Source organism: Empedobacter sp. UBA5036 (assembly GCF_002415215.1).
Lineage (GTDB): Bacteria > Bacteroidota > Bacteroidia > Flavobacteriales > Weeksellaceae > Empedobacter > Empedobacter falsenii_B.
Window position 1 is genome coordinate 11767 of sequence record NZ_DICC01000041.1, and the last position, 21369, is coordinate 33135.

General features: G+C 31.5%; 18 protein-coding genes and 1 riboswitch. Of the genes, 12 read left to right on the forward strand and 6 right to left on the reverse strand.

Annotated elements, in window-relative coordinates; genetic code table 11:
- Nucleotides 1-57 precede the first annotated feature (57 nt).
- The 5 genes from B4J88_RS07335 to B4J88_RS07355 all read left to right on the forward strand — a co-directional run bounded on the left by B4J88_RS07335 (nucleotide 58) and on the right by B4J88_RS07355 (nucleotide 6007).
- Nucleotides 58-1440 carry a TolC family protein gene (locus B4J88_RS07335; protein WP_291067066.1) on the forward strand — a complete coding sequence of 461 codons (1383 nt, stop codon included), beginning with the start codon at nucleotides 58-60 and terminating at the stop codon, nucleotides 1438-1440.
- Between the two features lie 4 nt (nucleotides 1441-1444).
- Complete coding sequence (locus tag B4J88_RS07340; RefSeq protein ID WP_291067068.1) at nucleotides 1445-2437, forward strand: HlyD family secretion protein; 993 nt, start codon at nucleotides 1445-1447, stop codon at nucleotides 2435-2437.
- A 6-nt stretch (nucleotides 2438-2443) separates the two neighbouring features.
- Nucleotides 2444-3625 (forward strand): ABC transporter permease, encoded by a 1182-nt coding sequence (locus B4J88_RS07345; protein ID WP_291051974.1) that lies wholly within the window; start codon nucleotides 2444-2446, stop codon nucleotides 3623-3625.
- A gap of 35 nt (nucleotides 3626-3660) precedes the next feature.
- Nucleotides 3661-5550, forward strand: coding sequence for an ABC-F family ATP-binding cassette domain-containing protein (locus tag B4J88_RS07350; protein WP_291067070.1), 1890 nt, complete (start codon nucleotides 3661-3663; stop codon nucleotides 5548-5550).
- Between the two features lie 68 nt (nucleotides 5551-5618).
- Nucleotides 5619-5718: riboswitch (SAM-I-IV-variant riboswitch) on the forward strand.
- 43 nt (nucleotides 5719-5761) lie between these two features.
- A complete protein-coding gene (locus B4J88_RS07355) occupies nucleotides 5762-6007 on the forward strand; it encodes a hypothetical protein (RefSeq protein WP_291067072.1) in 246 nt (81 codons plus the stop codon).
- Nucleotides 6008-6064: 57 nt separating this feature from the next.
- On the opposite strand, the gene B4J88_RS07360 is transcribed toward B4J88_RS07355, so the two are convergent.
- Complete coding sequence (locus B4J88_RS07360) at nucleotides 6065-7552, reverse strand: helix-turn-helix domain-containing protein (RefSeq protein ID WP_291067074.1); 1488 nt, start codon at nucleotides 7550-7552, stop codon at nucleotides 6065-6067.
- 117 nt (nucleotides 7553-7669) lie between these two features.
- On the opposite strand from B4J88_RS07360, the gene aceB reads away from it, so the two are divergent.
- The gene (gene aceB, locus B4J88_RS07365; RefSeq protein WP_291067076.1) at nucleotides 7670-9256 is read left to right on the forward strand and encodes a malate synthase A; all 1587 of its coding nucleotides are present in this window, start codon (nucleotides 7670-7672) and stop codon (nucleotides 9254-9256) included.
- A 77-nt stretch (nucleotides 9257-9333) separates the two neighbouring features.
- Nucleotides 9334-10611 (forward strand): isocitrate lyase, encoded by a 1278-nt coding sequence (aceA, locus tag B4J88_RS07370; RefSeq protein WP_349679326.1) that lies wholly within the window; start codon nucleotides 9334-9336, stop codon nucleotides 10609-10611.
- Nucleotides 10612-10662: 51 nt separating this feature from the next.
- On the opposite strand, the gene B4J88_RS07375 is transcribed toward aceA, so the two are convergent.
- Together B4J88_RS07375 and B4J88_RS07380 are read right to left on the reverse strand one after the other, a co-directional pair.
- Nucleotides 10663-11100: a hypothetical protein gene (locus B4J88_RS07375; protein ID WP_115002102.1), complete on the reverse strand. Its 438-nt coding sequence runs from the start codon at nucleotides 11098-11100 to the stop codon at nucleotides 10663-10665.
- Nucleotides 11101-11109: 9 nt separating this feature from the next.
- A complete protein-coding gene (locus B4J88_RS07380) occupies nucleotides 11110-12300 on the reverse strand; it encodes an MFS transporter (RefSeq protein ID WP_291067078.1) in 1191 nt (396 codons plus the stop codon).
- Between the two features lie 292 nt (nucleotides 12301-12592).
- On the opposite strand from B4J88_RS07380, the gene B4J88_RS07385 reads away from it, so the two are divergent.
- Nucleotides 12593-13468, forward strand: coding sequence for a helix-turn-helix domain-containing protein (locus B4J88_RS07385; protein WP_125349232.1), 876 nt, complete (start codon nucleotides 12593-12595; stop codon nucleotides 13466-13468).
- A 93-nt stretch (nucleotides 13469-13561) separates the two neighbouring features.
- Nucleotides 13562-15511 (forward strand): oleate hydratase, encoded by a 1950-nt coding sequence (locus tag B4J88_RS07390; protein WP_291067080.1) that lies wholly within the window; start codon nucleotides 13562-13564, stop codon nucleotides 15509-15511.
- 156 nt (nucleotides 15512-15667) lie between these two features.
- On the opposite strand, the gene B4J88_RS07395 is transcribed toward B4J88_RS07390, so the two are convergent.
- The 3 genes from B4J88_RS07395 to B4J88_RS07405 all read right to left on the reverse strand — a co-directional run bounded on the left by B4J88_RS07395 (nucleotide 15668) and on the right by B4J88_RS07405 (nucleotide 17678).
- Nucleotides 15668-16114: a hypothetical protein gene (locus tag B4J88_RS07395; protein ID WP_280050123.1), complete on the reverse strand. Its 447-nt coding sequence runs from the start codon at nucleotides 16112-16114 to the stop codon at nucleotides 15668-15670.
- Nucleotides 16115-16260: 146 nt separating this feature from the next.
- Nucleotides 16261-16515, reverse strand: coding sequence for a helix-turn-helix domain-containing protein (locus tag B4J88_RS07400; protein ID WP_312067372.1), 255 nt, complete (start codon nucleotides 16513-16515; stop codon nucleotides 16261-16263).
- A gap of 521 nt (nucleotides 16516-17036) precedes the next feature.
- Nucleotides 17037-17678: a DUF6266 family protein gene (locus B4J88_RS07405; RefSeq protein WP_115001161.1), complete on the reverse strand. Its 642-nt coding sequence runs from the start codon at nucleotides 17676-17678 to the stop codon at nucleotides 17037-17039.
- Between the two features lie 586 nt (nucleotides 17679-18264).
- On the opposite strand from B4J88_RS07405, the gene B4J88_RS07410 reads away from it, so the two are divergent.
- From B4J88_RS07410 to B4J88_RS07420, 3 genes are all read left to right on the forward strand, one after another.
- The gene (locus B4J88_RS07410; RefSeq protein ID WP_291067082.1) at nucleotides 18265-18564 is read left to right on the forward strand and encodes a helix-turn-helix transcriptional regulator; all 300 of its coding nucleotides are present in this window, start codon (nucleotides 18265-18267) and stop codon (nucleotides 18562-18564) included.
- A gap of 111 nt (nucleotides 18565-18675) precedes the next feature.
- On the forward strand, nucleotides 18676-21063 hold the full coding sequence (locus B4J88_RS07415; protein ID WP_291067084.1) for an outer membrane beta-barrel family protein: 2388 nt from the start codon (nucleotides 18676-18678) through the stop codon (nucleotides 21061-21063).
- Between the two features lie 79 nt (nucleotides 21064-21142).
- Nucleotides 21143-21361 (forward strand): hypothetical protein, encoded by a 219-nt coding sequence (locus tag B4J88_RS07420; RefSeq protein ID WP_291067086.1) that lies wholly within the window; start codon nucleotides 21143-21145, stop codon nucleotides 21359-21361.
- Nucleotides 21362-21369 lie beyond the last annotated feature (8 nt).

Below are 21369 nucleotides of genomic sequence, written 5' to 3' on the forward strand. Positions count from 1 at the left end.
TAATATTGACTTTTATTCATGGTATATTTTTTGTTAATTTTATGCTAAAATTATAGGATGCCTATTATACGATATTTATCTTTTATTCCATTATTGACTTCTATTTCGGGATTTGCACAACAATTGATTGATCCGCAACTTCGATTGCCTGTTGAAAAAGCGATTGAGTCGAGTTACGAATTAAAAAATAAACAATTGGAAGTCGAGAAAAACAATTACCAATATAACGAAGTAAAAGGTAAACAACAACCAAGTTTATCTGCAATTGCGCTGGGTGGTTATCTAAACTCGAACGGAATTATCGATATTCCAACCAAATCAATCGATATTTTGTCCACAGAATTGTTTTCGGGTAATCAAAAATTCAATACCTCTGCAGGATTATTTACTGTTGGAGTTAACGCCACTCAAATTATATTTTCGGGATTACAAATTCCAAATGCGTTGAATGCTATTCAGGAAAAAAGTACTGCTTTAGATTATTTGAAAGAAGCCGAAAAAGAAACTATAACCAAAGATATTTTACAAACTTATGATCAATTGATGTTATTGGTCAAAGTAGAAGAATTAATTTCAAATTCTGCAAAACGATTGGATAAAGAACATCTTAAAGTGCAGAAAGCAATTCAAAATGGTTTAGCTATTCCATACGATCGGGAAAAAATAAAATTAGCAATTCTAGAGTTAGAAGCCCGACAAGTAGAATTGAACGGTAATCGACAATTGCTATACAAAAAATTAGAAATGTTGACGCATCTATCTGAACAAGATCTTCAACAAATTCAATACGAACTTACACCTATTGATATTCTTGCTTCAAGCTATACTTTAGAAAATAAAAAAGAGTTGAAAGCACTTGAACACTCTGTGAAAGCTTACGAATTTTTATATCAAAAAGAAAAAGGTTCGCACTTACCACAAGTTTTTGCATTCGTGAACACCAATTATACGTCAATTTTGGGAAGTCGTTTCAAATTAAAAGATGGTGATATATTAGGTGATGTTAATTTGAAAATGAACCAATTTTCGATGTTTCCTAATATTTTGATTGGTATTGGCGCAAAATGGGAATTGTTGGATGGCGGACAACATAAAAATAAATTAGCACAAGCAAAAACTGACATTTTAATAAATGAAAACAAGTTACAAGATTCCCAAGAAAAACTGAATTTATTATTAAGTAAAAACAAAATTGATTACGAAACTTCTACTGAAAAATTAAAAGTAAATAATCAACAAAATACCATTGCAACAAATAATTTAGAAATCGCTTCAAGACGATTTCAAGAAGGATTAATAGATGTAACCGAGCGTTTGGCTGCCGAAAATGAATATTACAAAGTCAATTTAGGTTATTATGCTCAAATCTTGGATCAACGCTCTAAAACCTACGAATTACTTCAAACTTCTGGAGAATTATTTAATCAAATCTCAAATTAAAATCATGAAAAATACATTATCCTATATTTTTGCTTTAAGCGGATTAATACTTTTTACAAGTTGTAAATCATCTGACAAGGAAAATAAAAAAGAAGAGCAAACTATTTTTCAAGGTAAAATTGAGCGCGATCAAATTAGCGTTGTAACAAAAATCCCAGGAAAAATAGATCAAATATTAGTTCACGAAGGCGATGAAGTAAAAAAAGGACAAACGCTTTTTGTCTTACAATTACCAGAAGTTGACGCGAAAAAAAGTCAAGCAGAAGGCGCTGTAAATTCTGCCGAAGCTCAATACGAAATGGCTAAAAAAGGTGCAACAGATAATCAATTAAAACAATTGCGTGCAAAAGTTGCTGGTTTGAAGGAACAATTAGATTATGCTGAAAAATCAAATCATCGACTAAAAAATATGCTTCGAGATAGTCTTGTTCCGCAACAAAGTTATGATGAAGTTTATGCGAAATATCAAGGCGCTAAAAACCAATATTTAGCTGCAAAAGCTGAATTAGCTGATGCCGAAAATGGAACGCGTGTAGAGCAACAACAAATGGCTTTAGGACAAAAAGAACGTGCTTTGGGAGCTTTGCAAGAAGTAGATGTTGCAGAAGCGGAAAGACACATCAAAGCACCACAAGATATGACGGTTGAAACAATTAATCTAAAAGTTGGAGAATTGGCTTTGGCTGGATATTCTATTGCAAACGGAATTTTGGGAGAAACTACATTTTTTAGATTCACAATTCCTGAGAATAAAATCGGACAATTGCAAAAAAATCAAATCGTCAATTTAAAAGTTCCTTATAAAAATAATATGGTTTTGAAAGGTAAAATTGTTTCGATAAAAGTACTTAATTCGTACGCTAATATTTCGACTGCTTATCCTGATATTGATCAACAACAATCGCAATATGAAGTGAAAGTTGTTCCTGTTGACTATAAACAAGCTGCTCAACTATTGACAAAAGCAAATGTAATTTTGGATCTTAACGCTAAATAAATTCTGATGAAAACGATTTTTCATTTAATTATACGAGAATTCAAACTTTTCTTCAAGAATCCTGTTTTACCAATTTTATTCTTGGGAGCACCTATTATGTATGGTGTTCTGATCGGAAATGTTTATAAAAAAGGAAATGTAACCAATTTACCAATTATTGTTGTAGACGAAGATCATACGATGACAAGTCAGAAAATTATTCAGATGTTAGATGAAAATGAATCGGTGAAAGTTGCTGAAGTTTTACCTTCAACATTTGATTCTAAGAATAAAGCTTTAGCAATCGGAGCTGAAGTTGTGGTTGTTATTCCTCGAAACTTTCAGTCTGATGTACAACAAAAAAAATTACCTGAAATCGCTTATTTTGTAGATGCTTCAAATACGTTAACTTCTAATACAGCGGCAATCGCAATTACTACAGTTTTAACAACAATGAAAGCTGGTATTTCAATAGAAACAGCTCGAAAACAAGGTGTTCCAGAATATATTGCAACACAAAGCTACGAACCATTCAAATCAACGATGATTCGTCAAAATATCAGAAGTGGAAACTACTTATATTTTATGCTTCCAGGTGTTTTATTAACCGTATTACAACAAGTTTTATTATTAGGTTTAGCACTTTCATTTGCTTCAGAATTTGAGAATAGAATATTTAATGAATTAATCTCAAAATCATCCAATCCATTTACCATTTTATTCGTCAAAACTTTTCCTTATTTATTTATGTCAGTATTTATATATATGCTGTATTATTGGTTCGGAATGTTTTATGACATGAAATTAGAAACCGAGTTTTGGCCATTCTTCACTTCTTCTCTTGCATTTATTTTAGCCGTTTGCTTTTTAGGATTTTTAGTCAGTATTCTCCTTCCAAGCCAACTAAAAGCAACCGAAGTTTTGATGGTTGTTGCAACACCAAGTTTCATTTTAAGTGGATTTACATGGCCTTTAAGTCAAATGCCAAAATGGATTCAAGCAATTGCAGATTGCATTCCATTAACACATTATTTGAAAATATTCCGAATACTTTTCATCGAAAAAGGCGATCCTACCCTAATTCAACCGCATTTAAATAATCTAATTGTAATAGGAAGTATTTGCTTTGTCTTATCTTTGGCTATTCTAATCGTTAAAATAAGAAAAGCTAAACAATCGATGAAACAAATCGAAACAGAAAAGATTTAGCATCTTTTTTTAATTTACAAAACAGATAATAAACCATGAATTTTCTTACAGTTGAAAATCTAACCAAATCATACGGAATCAGAACTTTATTTGAAGATGTAAATTTTCATGTAAATGAAGGAGACCAAATCGCATTCGTAGCAAAAAATGGAAGTGGAAAATCTACTTTACTTAAAATTTTAGCTGGATTAGAAACTGCCGATTCTGGCGAAGTTCGTCCAAATAAAGGTGTTAAAATCTTGATGTTGGATCAAAGTGATGACTTTGACGAAAACTTGAAAAGTGAAGAATATATTTTCAATCATTCGAATGAAGTTTTAGATGTTGTTCGTCAATATGAAAACATGATCGAAAATGACCCAACAAATCCTGATTTAATTGATTTAATGGGAAAAATGGATGTTTTAGATGCATGGAAAGTTGAGCCAACAATCAAAGAAATTTTATCAAAATTGAAGATTGATTTCTTGGATCAAAAAATTGGAAAACTTTCTGGTGGTCAGCGTAAACGTATTTCTTTAGCGAAGTTTTTGATTGATTTAAGTTTCGAAACTGGATATGTTCTTTTAATTTTAGATGAGCCTACCAACCATCTGGATATAGAAATGGTGGAATGGCTTGAATATTTCTTGAACAAAGAAAACAAAACATTGATTTTGGTTACGCACGATCGTTATTTCTTAGATGCAATTTGTACCAAAATTCTCGAAATGGAGGACAAAACATTGTATGTACATTCGGGAAATTACGAAACTTATATTACGAACAAAGCATTGCGTATCGAAAATCAAAATGCAACAATTGACAAAGCGAAAAACCTTTATCGTAAAGAGATTGAGTGGATGCGTCGTCAACCACAAGCGCGTACAACAAAGTCTAAATCTCGTATTGATGCGTTTTATGATACTGAAAAAGTAGCTAAACATAAAATTGTCGATCAACAAGTAAAATTAGAGATGGTAATGACGCGTTTGGGTCAAAAAATCATCGAAATGGAACATGTTTCGAAAGCATTTGGTCAAAAGAAAATTTTAGATGATTTCTCATATATTTTCGCTCGTGGTGGAAAAATTGGTTTAGTTGGAAAAAATGGAGTTGGTAAAACGACTTTCCTAAAAATGTTAGAAGGAATCGAAACTATGGATTCTGGAACAATTGAACGTGGAGAAACCTTAAATATTGGACATTTCAAACAAGATGGAATTGATTTTAAAGAAGATGAACGTGTCATTGAGTTTGTGAAAGATATTGCCGATTTTTTCCCGCTTGCAAATGGAAAAGAAATGCGTGCAGAGCAATTCTTAGAAATGTTTTTGTTTACGCCAGAACAACAACATACTTTTATCTCAAAGTTGAGTGGCGGAGAGAAAAAACGTCTGCAATTATTAGCAATTTTGTATAAAAATCCTAACTTTTTGATTCTCGATGAGCCAACAAACGATTTAGATTTACCAACTTTGACGGTTCTTGAAAGTTTCTTAGAAGAATATCAAGGCTGTTTATTAGTTGTTTCCCACGATAGATATTTTATGGATAAAGTGGTTGATGAATTAATGATTTTCGAAGGCGAAGGGAAAGTTTCTCGTTATATGGGAACGTATACCGAATATCATATCGAAAATAAAAATAAACCTGAGTCAGAAGATAAAAAAGCTGAAAAAGAAATCGTTATTCAGGAAAAAGTTGAATCGAAAGAGAAAAATGTAGAGACAAAACCAAAAAAATTATCGTTTAAAGAACAACGAGAATTAGAAGAAATTAATAAATCTTTACCAATTCTTGAAGCCAAAAAAGAAGAATTAACGAATTTACTTTCCGACCCAAATTTAGGGTACGATAAAATCGCAACTATTGGAGATGAACTACAAAAAATTGTAGACGAATTAGAAGAAAAAGAATTTCGTTGGTTAGAATTAAGCGAATAAAAATATTGAATAGGAACTTTTTTTGAGTTCCTTTTTTTGTTTTAAAAATTCATTTCTATATTTACTCTATCAATCATCAGGAGTTTCTGAAAAATCAGAACACCAACCGAGCCAAAACCGCGCTACGGTGGTATAGAATGAGGGCAAACGCCAAAATAAAAGGTTATTCTCCACTCTATCCTGTTGTTTTTATCATTAAAAAATTAAAACAATGGAAAATCTAAAAAATGAATTTGTCGTATTATTTCGTGAATTAACTGACAACGAATTAATCGAACGCTTTAATCAAAATGTAGGAAACAGTTCTTGGAATTCTGCAAGAAGATGTTATGTCAAAACATTATTCAACGAATTACAATTCCGTAATTTTGATTGCACAACCATAGAAAGAGGAAACACATTTTCGCTTCAACATCATGTAATATTAGTTGAAAATAGATTAGAATATTTAGATTAAATATAAAAAAAGGAAAACTTGATTTAAGTTTTCCTTTATATTTTACGGTAGATAATATTACTTACTCTGCTCTTTTATAAAATCATTAATCGTAACATTTAATCGTTTATTTCGGATATCTTTTTCAAAACGAATTGGTTCAGCAACACGTTCTGCACAGTCTTTCATACCACAATTTTCACACGTAACCGCAACTTCTTTTACAGGAATTGATGGGTCATTCATAAATTTAACTTTACGTTGAGCTGATTTGTACAACACACCTATCGTTACGCTTCGTAAATAATTTGGATTAAATGGATCTTTCGTTGCTGAAGAAATTACATAATATTTTTGATTATTATTGAACGGATACAACGAAATTTGTGCAGAAATCTCATGATGATCATCTTGATGTTTTTCCAATTCTTGCAGAACATTTAACGAAACCCAACGACGACAATAATGCTCATCCGTTTCATTTGCTTGCGGCGACTGTTGTTGATTAAGATGAAGTTCTTTCGTTAATTTATATGAATTTGAACCGACTTTTGCCGATAAACGTAAGAAAAACAAATCACGAATATTAAAATGTTTGGGTAACAAATTTGTCATTCGTTGATACACCGTTTCAGGTGATTCGGTATATTTTCCAAGAATTTCTTGAAATTTAGACAAATCATGATGCTCTATAGCAAACAAATTCTGCATATCCTTCAACAGTTTTTCTTCTGGTAACAACAAAGCTCCAGCAAAATAAGATGCATAAAAATTGTTTAACAATTGATCAAAATTATCAAAACTTGCCCAAGAAAATGTATACAAACGTTCCTTCAAATCAAGATAATTATAGCCTAATTCTTTCGCTAAAATAAATCGTTTTTGATCATTGTCAGAATTAATATTGATATACAACAGCTTTTTCTCTTTGATAAAAATAGAACGTAATTTCGCTAAATCCTTCCCTCCTAACGAAGTGAAATCTTCATAAAGAATGGTATAATTATATTCCTCTTTCAGAATTTCCTCCATCGTTTCATTTTTCACAAAACCCTCAGATTCAACCAAATATTCTTGTAAAAAACTCTTTGCCGATTTCTCAATTTCAGGAAAATAATTATCATTTGCTTCCTGAAAAGACCTCAACGAAGCCAAGAAAAAACTTTCGCGTGTAAGATTGTAATTATTACCTATTTCAATCAACGTAGAAATAAACGCATTTACCTTCATTGGTGCGTTAGAAATGATCTCAATTAAATCTCTTTCTTCAATTCCGAAGAGTTCCAAAGGAATTTCTTGCAATAAATTTGATTGTAGAATCTCAGCGACTGGTGCTAAATTTTTATCCAATTTTAGTGAAACTATCTCATCGTAAGGAATTTCCAACGCTTCGGCAAGAGCAACAATTTTATCAGTTTTTGGATATTTTTTACCTTTTTCGATCTCATTCAAATACGATTTCGAAAGTCCAGTTAACTTAGATAACTTAAACAATGACAAATCCTTAGCTGTTCTTACTTGTTTTAGTTTCAACCCAAAAATTAATTTAATGTATTCTTCTTGCATAATTTTTTCAAAAATATTTGGTAAATGTAAACGAATTTTTATAATTTAGCGAACGTTCGCTGGAAGTAAAATTCCGCTCGAATAACCAAAACCAAAATTACAACAAAAACACAAAAAATGGATACTATTACAAGTGAATTAAAATTATCGCAGAATAAGCTGGATAGTTATCCAGATGTTTTGACAACCGAAGCGGTTAATTTTTTAACAGCTTTACACAAAAATTTCAACGAAAGACGTTTAGAACTTTTGGCGAATCGACAAGAAAGACAAATCTTTTTTGATTTGGGTAATTTTCCAACTTTTTTGTCAGAAACAAAAGAAATCAGAAATGGGGATTGGACAGCAGCTCCTATTCCAGCTGATTTACAAGACAGACGCGTTGAAATAACTGGTCCAGTTGACCGTAAAATGGTAATTAACGCGTTAAATTCTGGCGCTAAAACATTTATGGCCGATTTTGAAGATAGTAATTCTCCAACGTGGGATAACAATCTTCAAGGACAACAAAATTTAAGAGATGCAGTAAATGGTACTATTTCATTCGAAAATAATGGAAAAAAGTATCAATTAAACGAAAAAACTGCTGTCTTGCTTGTAAGACCGAGAGGTTTACATTTGAATGAAAAGAATATCATAATAGATAAACAAGAAATATCAGGCTCACTATTTGACTTTGGTTTATATTTTTTCCATAATGCACACACGTTACTTTCCAAGCAAAGTGGGCCTTATTTCTACCTTCCTAAATTAGAACATCACCTAGAAGCACGCTGGTGGAACGATGTTTTTGTTTTTGCGCAAAATTATTTAAACATTCCGCAAGCTACGATTAAAGCTACAGTTTTGATCGAAACTATAACAGCTTCTTTTCAGTTAGATGAAATTATTTACGAATTAAAAGACCACATCGCAGGCCTTAACTGCGGTCGTTGGGATTATATATTTTCTTATATCAAAAAATTTAAGAAACACCCAAATTTTATTGTTCCAGATCGTTCACAAGTTACGATGACTTCGCCTTTTATGGCTGCATATTCACAAGCAGTTATTCAACGTTGTCATAAACGAAACATACATGCAATTGGTGGAATGGCTGCTCAAATTCCGATTAAGAATGATGAAAAAGCCAATGAAATTGCCTTTGAAAAAGTGAAGAATGATAAACTTCGCGAAGTAAAAAATGGACACGATGGAACGTGGGTTGCGCATCCTGCTTTGGTAAAAGTCGCAAAAGATATTTTTGACGAATATATGCCACAAGCTAATCAAATTGACAATAAGCGAGAAGATGTTGTAACAACTGCCGAGGCTTTGTTAGAATTGCCAAAAGGAACAGTTACAGAACAAGGAATTCGAGACAATATTAATGTCGGAATTTTATACATCGAAAGTTGGTTATCTGGAAAAGGAGCCGCAGCTTTATATAACTTAATGGAAGACGCAGCAACAGCAGAAATCTCTCGTACGCAGGTTTGGCAATGGTTAAGCCAGTCGATTACGTTAGAAAACGGATGCGAATTTAACAGTGACAAATACAAAAAATTAAGAGCCGAAGAGGTTCAAAAAATAAAAAAATTAGTTGGTGAGGAAAACTATTTGAACGGAAGATTTGAAGAAGCTATTTCAATCTTTGACGAATTAGTTTTATCGCACAAGTTTACCGAATTTTTAACATTAGAAGCCTATAAGTATATTGATTAAGCCCTTATAACCAGACACACACAAAAAGAAATACACACACAACACACATTCATAAACAAAACACAAAAAACACAATTATGAGCAATCAAGAAAGAATTCAAAAGATTCGGCAGGATTGGGAAACTAATCCACGCTGGACAGACATTGTTCGTCCTTATTCAGCAGAAGATATTATTCGATTAAGAGGTTCTTTGGACATCGATTACACTTTAGCAAGATTAGGTGCTAAGAAACTTTGGGAAGGTTTAAATTCGAAGCCATTTATGGCGGGTTTAGGCGCTTTGAATGGTAATCAAGCCATACAAGAAGTGCAAGCTGGTTTGGATGCAATTTATCTTTCGGGATGGCAAGTTGCTGCAGATGCAAATCTTTCGGCAGAAATGTACCCAGATCAATCATTGTATCCAGCCAACTCGGTTCCAATGGTGATAAAACGTATTAACAATGCGTTGCGTCGTCGCGATGAAATACAATCTGTTACCGAACAGGGAAACATTGATTATATGGTACCAATTGTTGCCGATGCAGAAGCTGGATTTGGAGGAAACTTGAATGCTTATGAATTGATGAAACAAATGATAGAAGCTGGTGCTGCTGGCGTTCATTTCGAAGATCAATTGTCATCAGCCAAAAAATGTGGTCATCTTGGAGGAAAAGTTTTAGTTCCAACACAAGAAGCAATTAACAAATTGGTTGCAGCTCGTTTAGCAGCAGATGTTTGCGGCGTTCCTACTCTATTGGTTGCAAGAACTGATGCAGAAGCTGCGAATTTGATTACTTCGGATATTGATGAAAGAGATCAACCTTTTATCATCCAAGGAAGTAGAACTTCTGAAGGTTTTTACAATGTGAGAAATGGTTTGGAACAAGGAATTAATCGAGGCTTAAGCTATGCGCCTTATGCTGATTTAATTTGGATGGAAACATCTAATCCAGATCTTGGAATGGCAAGAGAATTTGCACAAGCGATTCGAGAAAAATATCCAAATCAGATGTTAGCTTATAATTGTTCCCCATCATTTAATTGGGCAAAACATTTAACAGAAGTTCAAATGGAAACATTTCGCGAAGATTTAGCTGAAATGGGATACAAATTCCAATTCATCACTTTAGCAGGTTTCCATGCGATGAATACCTCTATGTTCGAGTTATCACGTGCATACAAAGCCAAAGGAATGGCGGGATATTCGGCATTACAAGAAAAAGAATTTGCGTTACAAGAAGAAGGTTTTGCAGCTGTAAAACACCAATCTTTTGTAGGAACACAATATTTCGATTACGTACAAAACACAGTGCAACAAGGCATTTCATCTACTACAGCTATGGCCGAAAGTACGGAAGCCGCACAATTCTAATACATACTTTTCAATTAGAAAGGACGTACCGCAACTACGTCCTTTTTTATCTTAATTAATTTTACTAATTACAAAAACTTTTCCATTCATTTCGAACGAATCTTGTTCCGATTTCCCAACCAAGATTCTAGCCAAAGGAGTTTGAGTTGATAGGACAAATATCTTTTTATTCTCGAAAATAATTTCCCCAAAACTACACGCCATACAGAAATTTCCCATCGTAGTTTCAACATAACTACCTAAACCAATGGTTTTGTTCTCCACAATTTTTATTTTAGAAAACACGTCTTGCTGAATTAAAACTTCATTCAATTGATTTTGAATTCGAGTAATTTCCTGTTGCATCATTTCGCGCGACGTTTCATACTTATCACCCATACTACTTTTAGTATCGTTGTTTGAAGCACGTAAATCGTCAATCAAACCATTCAAATACGTTATTTTATCTTCGATTTGTTGTGCTATAAATTGATATAATTCTGCTTTCATTTCTTTCAATTAAATTGTTTGAGGCTTATTCTTAAATCTCAGCATGTAAATGGTTCCCAAAAGACAGATAAATGCCGAAACATAAATCACCATCGGAATGCGATCCAAATAATCCTGAAAATACCAACCCGCACACAATGCTCCAAGTCCTATCCCCGCTTCCATCGCAATATACATTGTTGCCATCGCCTTTCCACGTTCATCAGGTTTACTAAAATCTATTGTCCAAGCATTTAGTGCAGGTGAAAGAATTCCGGTTGAAATGCCATACATCAAACCTCCTAAAATCAACCCTATTTTTGCATCAATAGAAGCCAAAAATACCAATGCAATAATCAATAAAACTAAGCCTAATTTTATCACCAACACACGCCCTTTTTGGTCAGATATCTTACCTGCAAAGAAACGAACCATCATAGATGATATTGTAAATAACATAAAGAAAACCCCTTTATTTTGAAAACCTAAATGTTCGGTCCAATCTGGAATTAATGTCAATATAGAACCATAAGCAACATACGAAAGAAACGTAATCAATGCCGCTGGCAAAGCTTCTTTTGCAAAAACATCTTGCTTCGAAATCTTTAATAATCCGAACGAAAATTTTTGTTTATTTTGCAAGGTCTCTTTCATATTGAATAAAATCAATATCGATAATAATGCAAAAAACGAAGACGTAAAAAACATCACATTAATCGATGTATATAATGTAATTGTACTTCCCAATGCAGGTCCAATTGCCATTCCGATACTGAAACAAATTCCGTGCAAGCCCAATGCTTCGCCCCAACGTTCGCGCGGAATAATATCTGCAATATAAGCTGCTGTTGCAGTGGGTTTGAAACCTGTCGAAAAGCCGTGTACCAATCTCAAAAATAAAAAACCTGAAACGGTTGTTAAAACAGGATATAAAATTCCGCACACAAAACAGACAATAGAACCGACTGCCATAATAGGTACCCGCCCCACTTTATCGGTTAATTTTCCACTAAAAGGTCTCGAAATTCCCGCTGTCAAGGTAAATAATGCAATAATAAATCCTTTGTATTCTGCTCCTCCCATGCTGCTTAAATAAGCAGGTAGCTCGGGAATCATCATATTAAAACTCGCTGAAAACAACAACGAACTCAAACACATTAAAATAAAATGGAGATTATAAACGGGATCTGAATTTAATTTTTTATTAATGGCAGAAAACATAACGGATTTTTTGCAAAGGTAATTTATCTTAACCGAAACAAACTACACAATCCAAAAGTATTACTTGTTACAAAAAATTACTACATCATTCAACATTGTTAGCCGATATTTCATTGATTATATTCATGAAATTTCTTATTTAAGAACTACTTAGTTGATATGAAAATAACTTTTACATTAGAATACAGTTAAAATACCTTATTGTATTTAATTACTTACTAAATAATTCTTATTTTTGCTATATCAATTCTACTACCCTAAAAAACAATCTGACCAACTATTATTTTCAAGCATGAAAAACTATGAAAACCTAAAAGAGACCTTGTCTTTTTATGGCGTAAATTGTAATAAACTATATTATATCTCATCAGGAAATCCAATTTTTGCTTTTCCTGAAAGATCATTTCGAATCGACTTTTATGCATTTTGTATTTGTTTATCTGGCTCGATAGAAGTTGAGATAGATTCTCAGAAATATTTTATTACTCAAAACGAATTCTTGATTTCTGCTCCTTCTACTGTTTTGAAAATTCTAGATACTAACTCTAATTTTAGAATGAAATTGTTGTTTTTTGAGAAAAACTTTCTCCTTAAAAACATTTCTAATCCTTTCTTTATTGATAAACTTAATTTGTTTACACATCAAAACTTTACAGTTTGTAAGGCAAATAAAAAAGATGCGAATCATCTTTTAATGTTAATCAATTATCTTCAAGAACAACGAGAAAGAAATGTTTTGTTCTTAGAAGATATTATTCGATCGATTATTTTTACTTTACTTCTTGAATCTGCCTCTATAATTGCTGAACAATATTCAAAAGAAAATAAAAATTATTCCCGCGAAATCAACACTCTATTTTGTAAGTTTACACAACTTGTTCAAGAAAATGTTATCGCTCACAAAGACGTACAGTTTTATGCAGATCAATTGTTTATTACAAATAAATATTTGATTCACCTTGTAAAAAAAGCAACTAAGAAAACTCCACATGTTATTATTGACGAGTATTTATTAAAAGAAGCGTATGTTTTGCTTGGCTACTCAGAGAAAACAATTGTCCAAATAGCATTAGATCTAGGTTTCAACTCTTCTTCATCTTTTGGTCGGTTTTTTAAAAAATACACTTCAATTTCTCCTCAACAATATAGAAAACAACAACATATATAAAAAAAGAAATTTGGGATACAAATGACGAATTTCGGGATACTTTAGAAAAGTAATAAAGCGTAATTTTATTCTAGAATCTTAAAATAAATAATTATGGATAAAGTTACTTCAAAATTTGACAACGTTTTAAATCATTCTACTATCTACGGAAATATTGATCATCAACCAGATGCAAGTAAAGAAACACCAAGAAACACTCCAGAAAAATCTTATCCCTTCTCTGATCAAATAGGAAATTACCAACGCAATAAAGGAATTCCTACAAAATCTTATAAGGACAGTAAGGTATATATTGTGGGAAGTGGTATTGCAGGTTTAGCTACTGCCTATTATTTTATTAGAGACGGACATTTCACTCCAGAGAATATCACATTTATAGAACAACTTCAGGTAGAAGGAGGTTCGTTAGATGGAGCTGGAAATGCAAAAGATGGTTACATAATTCGAGGAGGTCGAGAAATGGATTGTACCTACGAGAATTTATGGGATATTTTCCAAGACATTCCTGCATTAGAGTTACCAGAACCTTATAGTGTTTTAGACGAATATAGATTAGTAAATGATAATGATTCTAATTATTCTATTGCACGTTTAATTCATGAAAAAGGGAAAGTAAAAGACTTTAGTAAATTTGGTTTGAATAAGAAAGATCAATTAGCTATTATCAAACTTTTGTTAAAGAAAAAAGAAGAGTTGGATGATATAACAATTGAAGATTATTTTAATCAATCATTCTTAGAAAGTAATTTCTGGACATTTTGGCGTACAATGTTTGCCTTTGAGAATTGGCATAGTTTACTAGAATTCAAATTATATATGCATCGCTTTTTACATGCGATTGATGGTTTAAATGATCTTTCTTCATTGGTATTTCCTAAATACAATCAATACGACACTTTTGTTACGCCATTAGGTAAATGGTTAAAAGAAAAAGGAGTAAAAATTCAGTTAAATACACTGGTTAAAGATTTAGATTTATTAATTAATACAGAAGGAAAAGTAGTCAAAGGAATTATAACAGAACAAGATGGACAAGATGTAATTATTCCTGTTACACCAAATGATTATGTTATTGTAACTACTGGTTCTATGACTGAAGATACTGCGTATGGAGATAATACAACGGCACCAGTTTTAGCGATAGATAATAATACTAGTGGTCAAAGTGCAGGATGGAAACTATGGAAAAACCTTTCTGCTAAATCTCCTGTTTTTGGTCGTCCAGAAAAATTTTGTGGGAATATTGAAAAATCTTCATGGGAATCTGTTACTTTAACTTGTAAACCTTCTGCATTAGTAGAAAAACTAAAAGAATATTCTGTTAATGATCCATATTCAGGTCAAACTGTTACAGGTGGAATTATTACCATTACAGATTCTAATTGGTTAATGAGTTTTACGTGTAATCGTCAACCACATTTTCCTACACAACCAGATGATATTTTAGTTCTTTGGGTTTATGCATTATTTATGGATAAAGAAGGAAACTACATCAAGAAAACAATGCCTACTTGTACAGGAAACGAAATCCTAACAGAATTATGTTATCATTTAGGAATTGAAGACCAAATAGATGACGTTATTGAGAATACAATCACTCGTTCTGCTTATATGCCTTACATCACATCTATGTTTATGCCTAGAGCAAAAGGAGACCGCCCACAAGTAGTTCCAGATGATTGTAAGAATCTAGGTTTAGTAGGTCAATTTGTAGAAACCAATAACGATGTAGTTTTCACAATGGAAAGTTCTGTTCGTACCGCACGTATTGCAGTTTATGAATTACTTAATTTAAATAAACAAGTTCCAGACATTAATCCATTACAATACGACATTCGTCATTTATTAAAAGCAACTAAAACGTTGAACGATGATAAACCATTTATGGGTGAAGGTTTATTGAATAAAGTTTTAAAAGGAACATATTTTGAACATATTTTACCTATTGGATTAGATTCTCCTCAAGAGGAAGAAGAAAAAGAATCTTTTCTATTAGAACAATTTGGTAAATTCAAAGAATGGGTAGGACATTTTAGAGGTTAAAATCACCCTCAATTCAATCCTGAATACCAATGCTATAAAACCAATAAAAGCTTCTAAATCACTAAAGATTTAGAAGCTTTTTGAGTATTATTATATTTTTTTCTATTTAAAAACTATAACAGCTTTTATTAATAAATATTAGCTATAGTGATATTATTATTGAATTATTAAAGGTTTTATTTCAAATTCTGATTCAATATTTTCCTTTAATTTTAGAAATTCTATTGTATGCATACTATGCAAATCAACATCAGTTAATCCAAATGGTCCATTTTTCTCAGTAATATATAGTCCATTTTCAAGCTCAATTATTGCTTTCTCCATTTCATCAAGTTCATTTTCGAAATATTTAAAATGATAATTAATGATTTTTAAATTTAAAATTAATTCTATTGGTTTAGATTCAACTTTCCTTGCTAATTCAAACTTTTTTAAAGTTTCACTTTCATTCCATTCTTCTGTTGGAAAGTAAGGAATTTGAATTAGTTTATCATTATCAATTTTTATAAAAGACTCAAACTCCTGTAATCCATATTTATTTTCTGGGTTATAACAATATTTTATTTCGGTTATAATTTTTCCAATACTATCAGTCAGGGTCATTTTACAAAATTAAACTTAACAATATTTCTTTACAAGAATAAACAAAACCTGTTTTACAAAAAAGTTGTCATTTCTATATTTCATTCAACAACATTCCAATATACAAAATCTCAACCACTCACAATACCCCACAAAAAAAGCTCTTATCAAAGAGCCATTTGGTTAAAGAACTGTTTTGGATAATAAAATTTATTTCCAAATTTTATATAAGGAATCTTATTCGTTTTCCTCATCCTATACAACGTTTTGTCACTCACGTTAAGCAAACTTTTTAGGTCTGCGTTATCATAGAATTTCTGATTTTCTTCTAATAGTAGAAAAGTTTTTTGGAATTCTATCAGCAGGAGCTTCATATCCTTTAATGCCTCTCCATCGTTTTGTAAAAATAAATCATTTTTCATATATTTAGTTGATGTTAAGATGTACTAATTTATAAAATAAATACTTAATAACCAAATATTTACCAAACAAACAATATTCCTTTACACGAAATCTAGCTATCACCCTACTTTTTGTAGAGTACTCAAATCGATTATGTTCGACAATAAACCAATGTATCGTTGAACAGTTTTAGGATTAAAACCATAAATACAAGCAAGGTTCTCCCAGAATTTTACACCAAACATAAAGATGAAAAAAAAACACATATTCACTTTGCAAAAAAAATACCACATAGAAACATAGAACCAAATGATTTTGCTTTCCAATTAGTAGTCTACCTATTCGTATTTTCAACTAATTTTTACAAGCCATCACAACTAAAACTATGTTTCTATGTGGTCAAAATAAATTTGAACAACATCTATAAAATTCTATTTTCGATACGATTCTTCTTCACTCTTCTACGCCGTTAAACAAAGTATTGTACCGAAAAATCACTCCAATCAACGAACTTCATTTTACTACTACCTCACTACTACCTTTACACAACCATATACTCGCCAAGATAAATACTGGTACTCGCCATAGCCTTTGTTTCACTATTCAGAAACGCCCAAAAATTCACTTTTTTGCCATTGTAATACGTTGGTAAAGTAACATCTATAATCATAGAATCACGAGTTACAACATTCTGAAACACTTCGAACGAATTTAGTTCCTCGCAATAACAAACAAGATTCACAAAATCCGAAGGTTGCGCATTGCCTTGCCCAGAATTATCTTCCCAATTCATTTGGAAACTATCCCCACCTGCCGTCTCTATCGTAGGTTGTAAAAAGCCAACCAAATCGCCTTTCGACACCAATACACGCTCTAATACAATAACAGGTAAACCATTCTCCATTTCCAATGCATTGTTCAGCATATAAGAAGTCGCGATGTTGTAGCGCGATTTTAGCCCGACTCTATTCCCAAAATATAAATTAAGAATAAGACGAATTGGTTGCAAAAAACCAATAATTTTCTTAAATTTGATTTGTTGCATCAATTGCAAATCAGTAGGTTGGCTTTTAGATTTTTTTGGCAAACTACGGATAATGTCTTTGCCGCGCCAATTAACGCCTACTACAGTTCCTACTTTTCCTGAGAATCCACCAAGGATTCCTTTTTTAATTTCTGCCATAATTGCAAGTTTTTATTGTTAATATTCATAAAGTTAGCAACAGAAACAACACCATTTACAAAAACACAATTTTGTGCCCGCATTTGCCCTGCTCTGCCCGCATTTGTCCACTTCTGTCCAGTTGCTTTTTACACAATACTAGTAATATGACAAAATAAAAACCTCGCTAACCTCCTATTTATAAGAGCTAGAGAGAAGTTGAATTTTTGGTCAATTTTGGTCTTGTTCGACCATTGTTCGACCATTGTTCGACGAATCTTCGGAAAAACGGCATTCTCGTCGAAGAACGGTCGAAGAAAACACGAACAAAAGTGGGAGGAAATTGAAATTGTAAAAATAAAATGATGCAAGAATACTTTGTTTCGCTATCCATACATTCATTATTACATTCTACATTAAATTATTTCGTGATACATGAATATTGTTTTTATAAGTATCTTATTTACAAAAAAATAATTATATTTGCTTCTAATTTTACGAAATGCAGATATAGGTGATTTTTTACGAAACAAAAGCTAGATCAGTTTCGTGAAAAAACAATGTTGTGTGAAACCATTGAAAGACGAACCGCTAAAAAAGAAAGAAAATGAAAAGAAAATGTTTGGAAACACTACGAAAAGTTAGACGAGAAAAAAATTTATCGCAAGAATATATGGCTGAAAAATTGGAAATAACCCAAAAAGCGTATTCTAACATTGAAAATGGTAAAACCACACTAAAAAACGACATTCTCCTTAAATTAGCAAAAATTCTTGATTTAAACCCTGATGATTTATGTGCTATATCAAATTCTTGCAGTGATATTCATAAATTAAAAAATGAAGAATTACTCCAACTTCTTGCTCAAAATAATATTGATATTCCCAACCATCTATTAGAGAATTAAAAACTCTAAAAAGCATTTTAGTAGTTTTTGGTATAATTTAGAAGTTTTACTACTTGGATTATATGTTTATTGTAGGTTAAATTTGAAATTTCATAAGAAACTTATTAATAAATGTTGAGAAATATTCTGCTTTTATTTGCTTTTCTTTTCCCTTTATTTTTGTTTTCACAAAACAAAATAACAGGACAGATTCTTGATTCTGAAAATAACCCTGTTGAATTTGCGACAATAAATCTGCAAACAAAAGATAGCATTTTATTAAAAACCGAATTTTCTGATGAAAACGGAAAATTTGATATCGAAGAAAAGCAAGGAAATTATTTACTTGACATTTCATATTTGGGAAATCCGCTTTTTACCCAAGAAATTGAACTAAACAATAAAGTAGATTTAGGAATTATCAAAGTTGAAAATTCTATAACATTACAAGAAATTATTATCTCGAAAGAGAAGAAACTCATCGAAAAAAAAATTGACCGATTAGTCTTCAATGTAGAAAATTCAGTAGCGGCTACAGGAGGAGATGTTTTGGATATTTTAAAAATAACTCCACGAATTAAGGTTCAGAATGACCAAATTTCAATGATTGGCAAAAGTGGAATGGCTGTAATGATTGATGATAGAATGACTTATCTTTCAGGAAGTGATTTAGCAAATTATTTAAGAACATTAAAATCTGATGAAATAAAAAGTATTGAGGTAATAACAAATCCACCTGCAAAATATAGTGCAGAAGGAAATAGTGGAATTATCAATATCGTTACAAAAAAATTAAGACAAGATGCTTGGAATACAACAATAAGGTCTGTTTATCAACAGGCTACCTATGCAACAGGGTTAGGCGGAGCAGGGTTTAATTTTAAGAAAAATAAAATCACATTATCATCAAACGTAAATTATATTAACGGTTCAAATGCTCCTTTTGAGAGTAATACGATTGATTATCCCAACATCACTTGGAAAGAGCAAAATAAGCGAAGAGATTTTTCTAAATCTTTTTCTGCAAGATTAGGATTGGACTATAAAATATCAGACAAAATATCCACAGGATTTATTTACAATTATTCAGATAATACACCTGAAATAAGAGACAATGTAATAAGTACTTTGCTAAATCCTGAAACAAATAACATAGATTCACTTATTGTAACCAACGCAAGAAATGAGCGAAGAAGAATTTCCAATAATTTCAACTACCATTTTATATATGATATAGACACAATAGGAAGAAAATTGTCTTTTGATTTTGATTTTTTTGACTTTAAACTAAATTCAAAACGAATTTTTCAAACAAACAACTTCTATAATGATTTTACACTAATAAATAATTCTTATAGTTCAGCCGACAACAAAGGAATACAAAAAATTTCTAATTATTCTTTTAATCTTGATATGGAACACCCTTTTGATTGGGCTAATTTGAATTATGGTGGTCGCTTATCCTATATAAACACAGATAATAATTTTGAATATTATGATTTAACAAGCGGTCTACCTATTTTCGATACCTCTCAAAGTAATCAGTTTAAATACGAAGAAAATACACAAGCTATCTATTTTTCAGCACAAAAAGAAATTACTGAAAAATGGGAAGCAAAAATCGGATTACGTTTAGAAAACACACAGCTAAAAGGAAACTCTGTAACATTAAATCAGGAGAATGAAACAAGCTATACAAAGTTATTTCCAACTGCTTATCTCTCATTCATTCCGAATGATAACCATTCGTTTTCATTAAACTATAACAAACGTATAAATAGACCCAACTATAATCTTCTAAATCCTTTTAGGTGGATAAATTCTCCTTATTCTTATTCAGATGGCAATCCTTATTTACAACCTTCCTTTACTGATAATGTAGAATTTGAGTATATTTTTAAAGATAATTATATCAGTACATTGTATTTTTCACATACTAATGACGGATTTGAGCAGACAGCTATTTTAGATGTAGAAACCAATATTCAACAAATTACACCTCTTAATTTTTTAATAAACAAAACATTAGGGTTTAATCAGACCGTAATCCTAAAACCATATAACTGGTTGAACATTAATTTCTTTGGAGATGTCTATTATAGTAGTACAGATTCTAAAATACCTGTAACATTAAATTATTTAAAAGGTTGGAATGGGTTCTTTTCTGTTAGCAATGATTTAATCTTGAATAAAGAAAAAACCTTTATGCTAAACCTTTCTTACAGTTATACGACCAAAGGAGTAGATAATTTAGACTATAATTCATCTTATAATCAATTAAACGCTTCTTTAAGAGCCTTATTTCTCGAAAAAAAACTAGTGATTTCTCTTTATGCTAATGATGTTTTCAGTTCTAATAGACCTATTTACACAACCTATTCTAATGACATAAAAAATTCCTTTAGAAATTATTATGACGAACGATTTTTTAGATTATCTGTGACATACAGCTTTGGCAAGCAATTTAACAGAGAAAACCGTGAAACTAAAAATAGTGAGGAATTTAATAGAACTAATTAAAATATTCTTGCAAGGATAGACCGATTAGGAATAATGTCTTTAAACTTGATTCATTTTTTAACTTTAACTCATTTAAATTATGGGAAAGTCAAAAACCTTTTTAGAATTATCAAAAAGTATTGAGGTTCTGAATGAAAATGCTCAAGGGCAATTAAAAGGTGGATTTGCTGTTTTTTCTTCTAACGATTTAAGTTTAGAAGATGCAACAAACAATTGCACTAATAATTGTCGCTGTAAAAACAAAAACAGAGGAAAGGACTGTTCAGGTTGTTCCAACACCTCAATAGGTCTTTCTTAATTCTAATG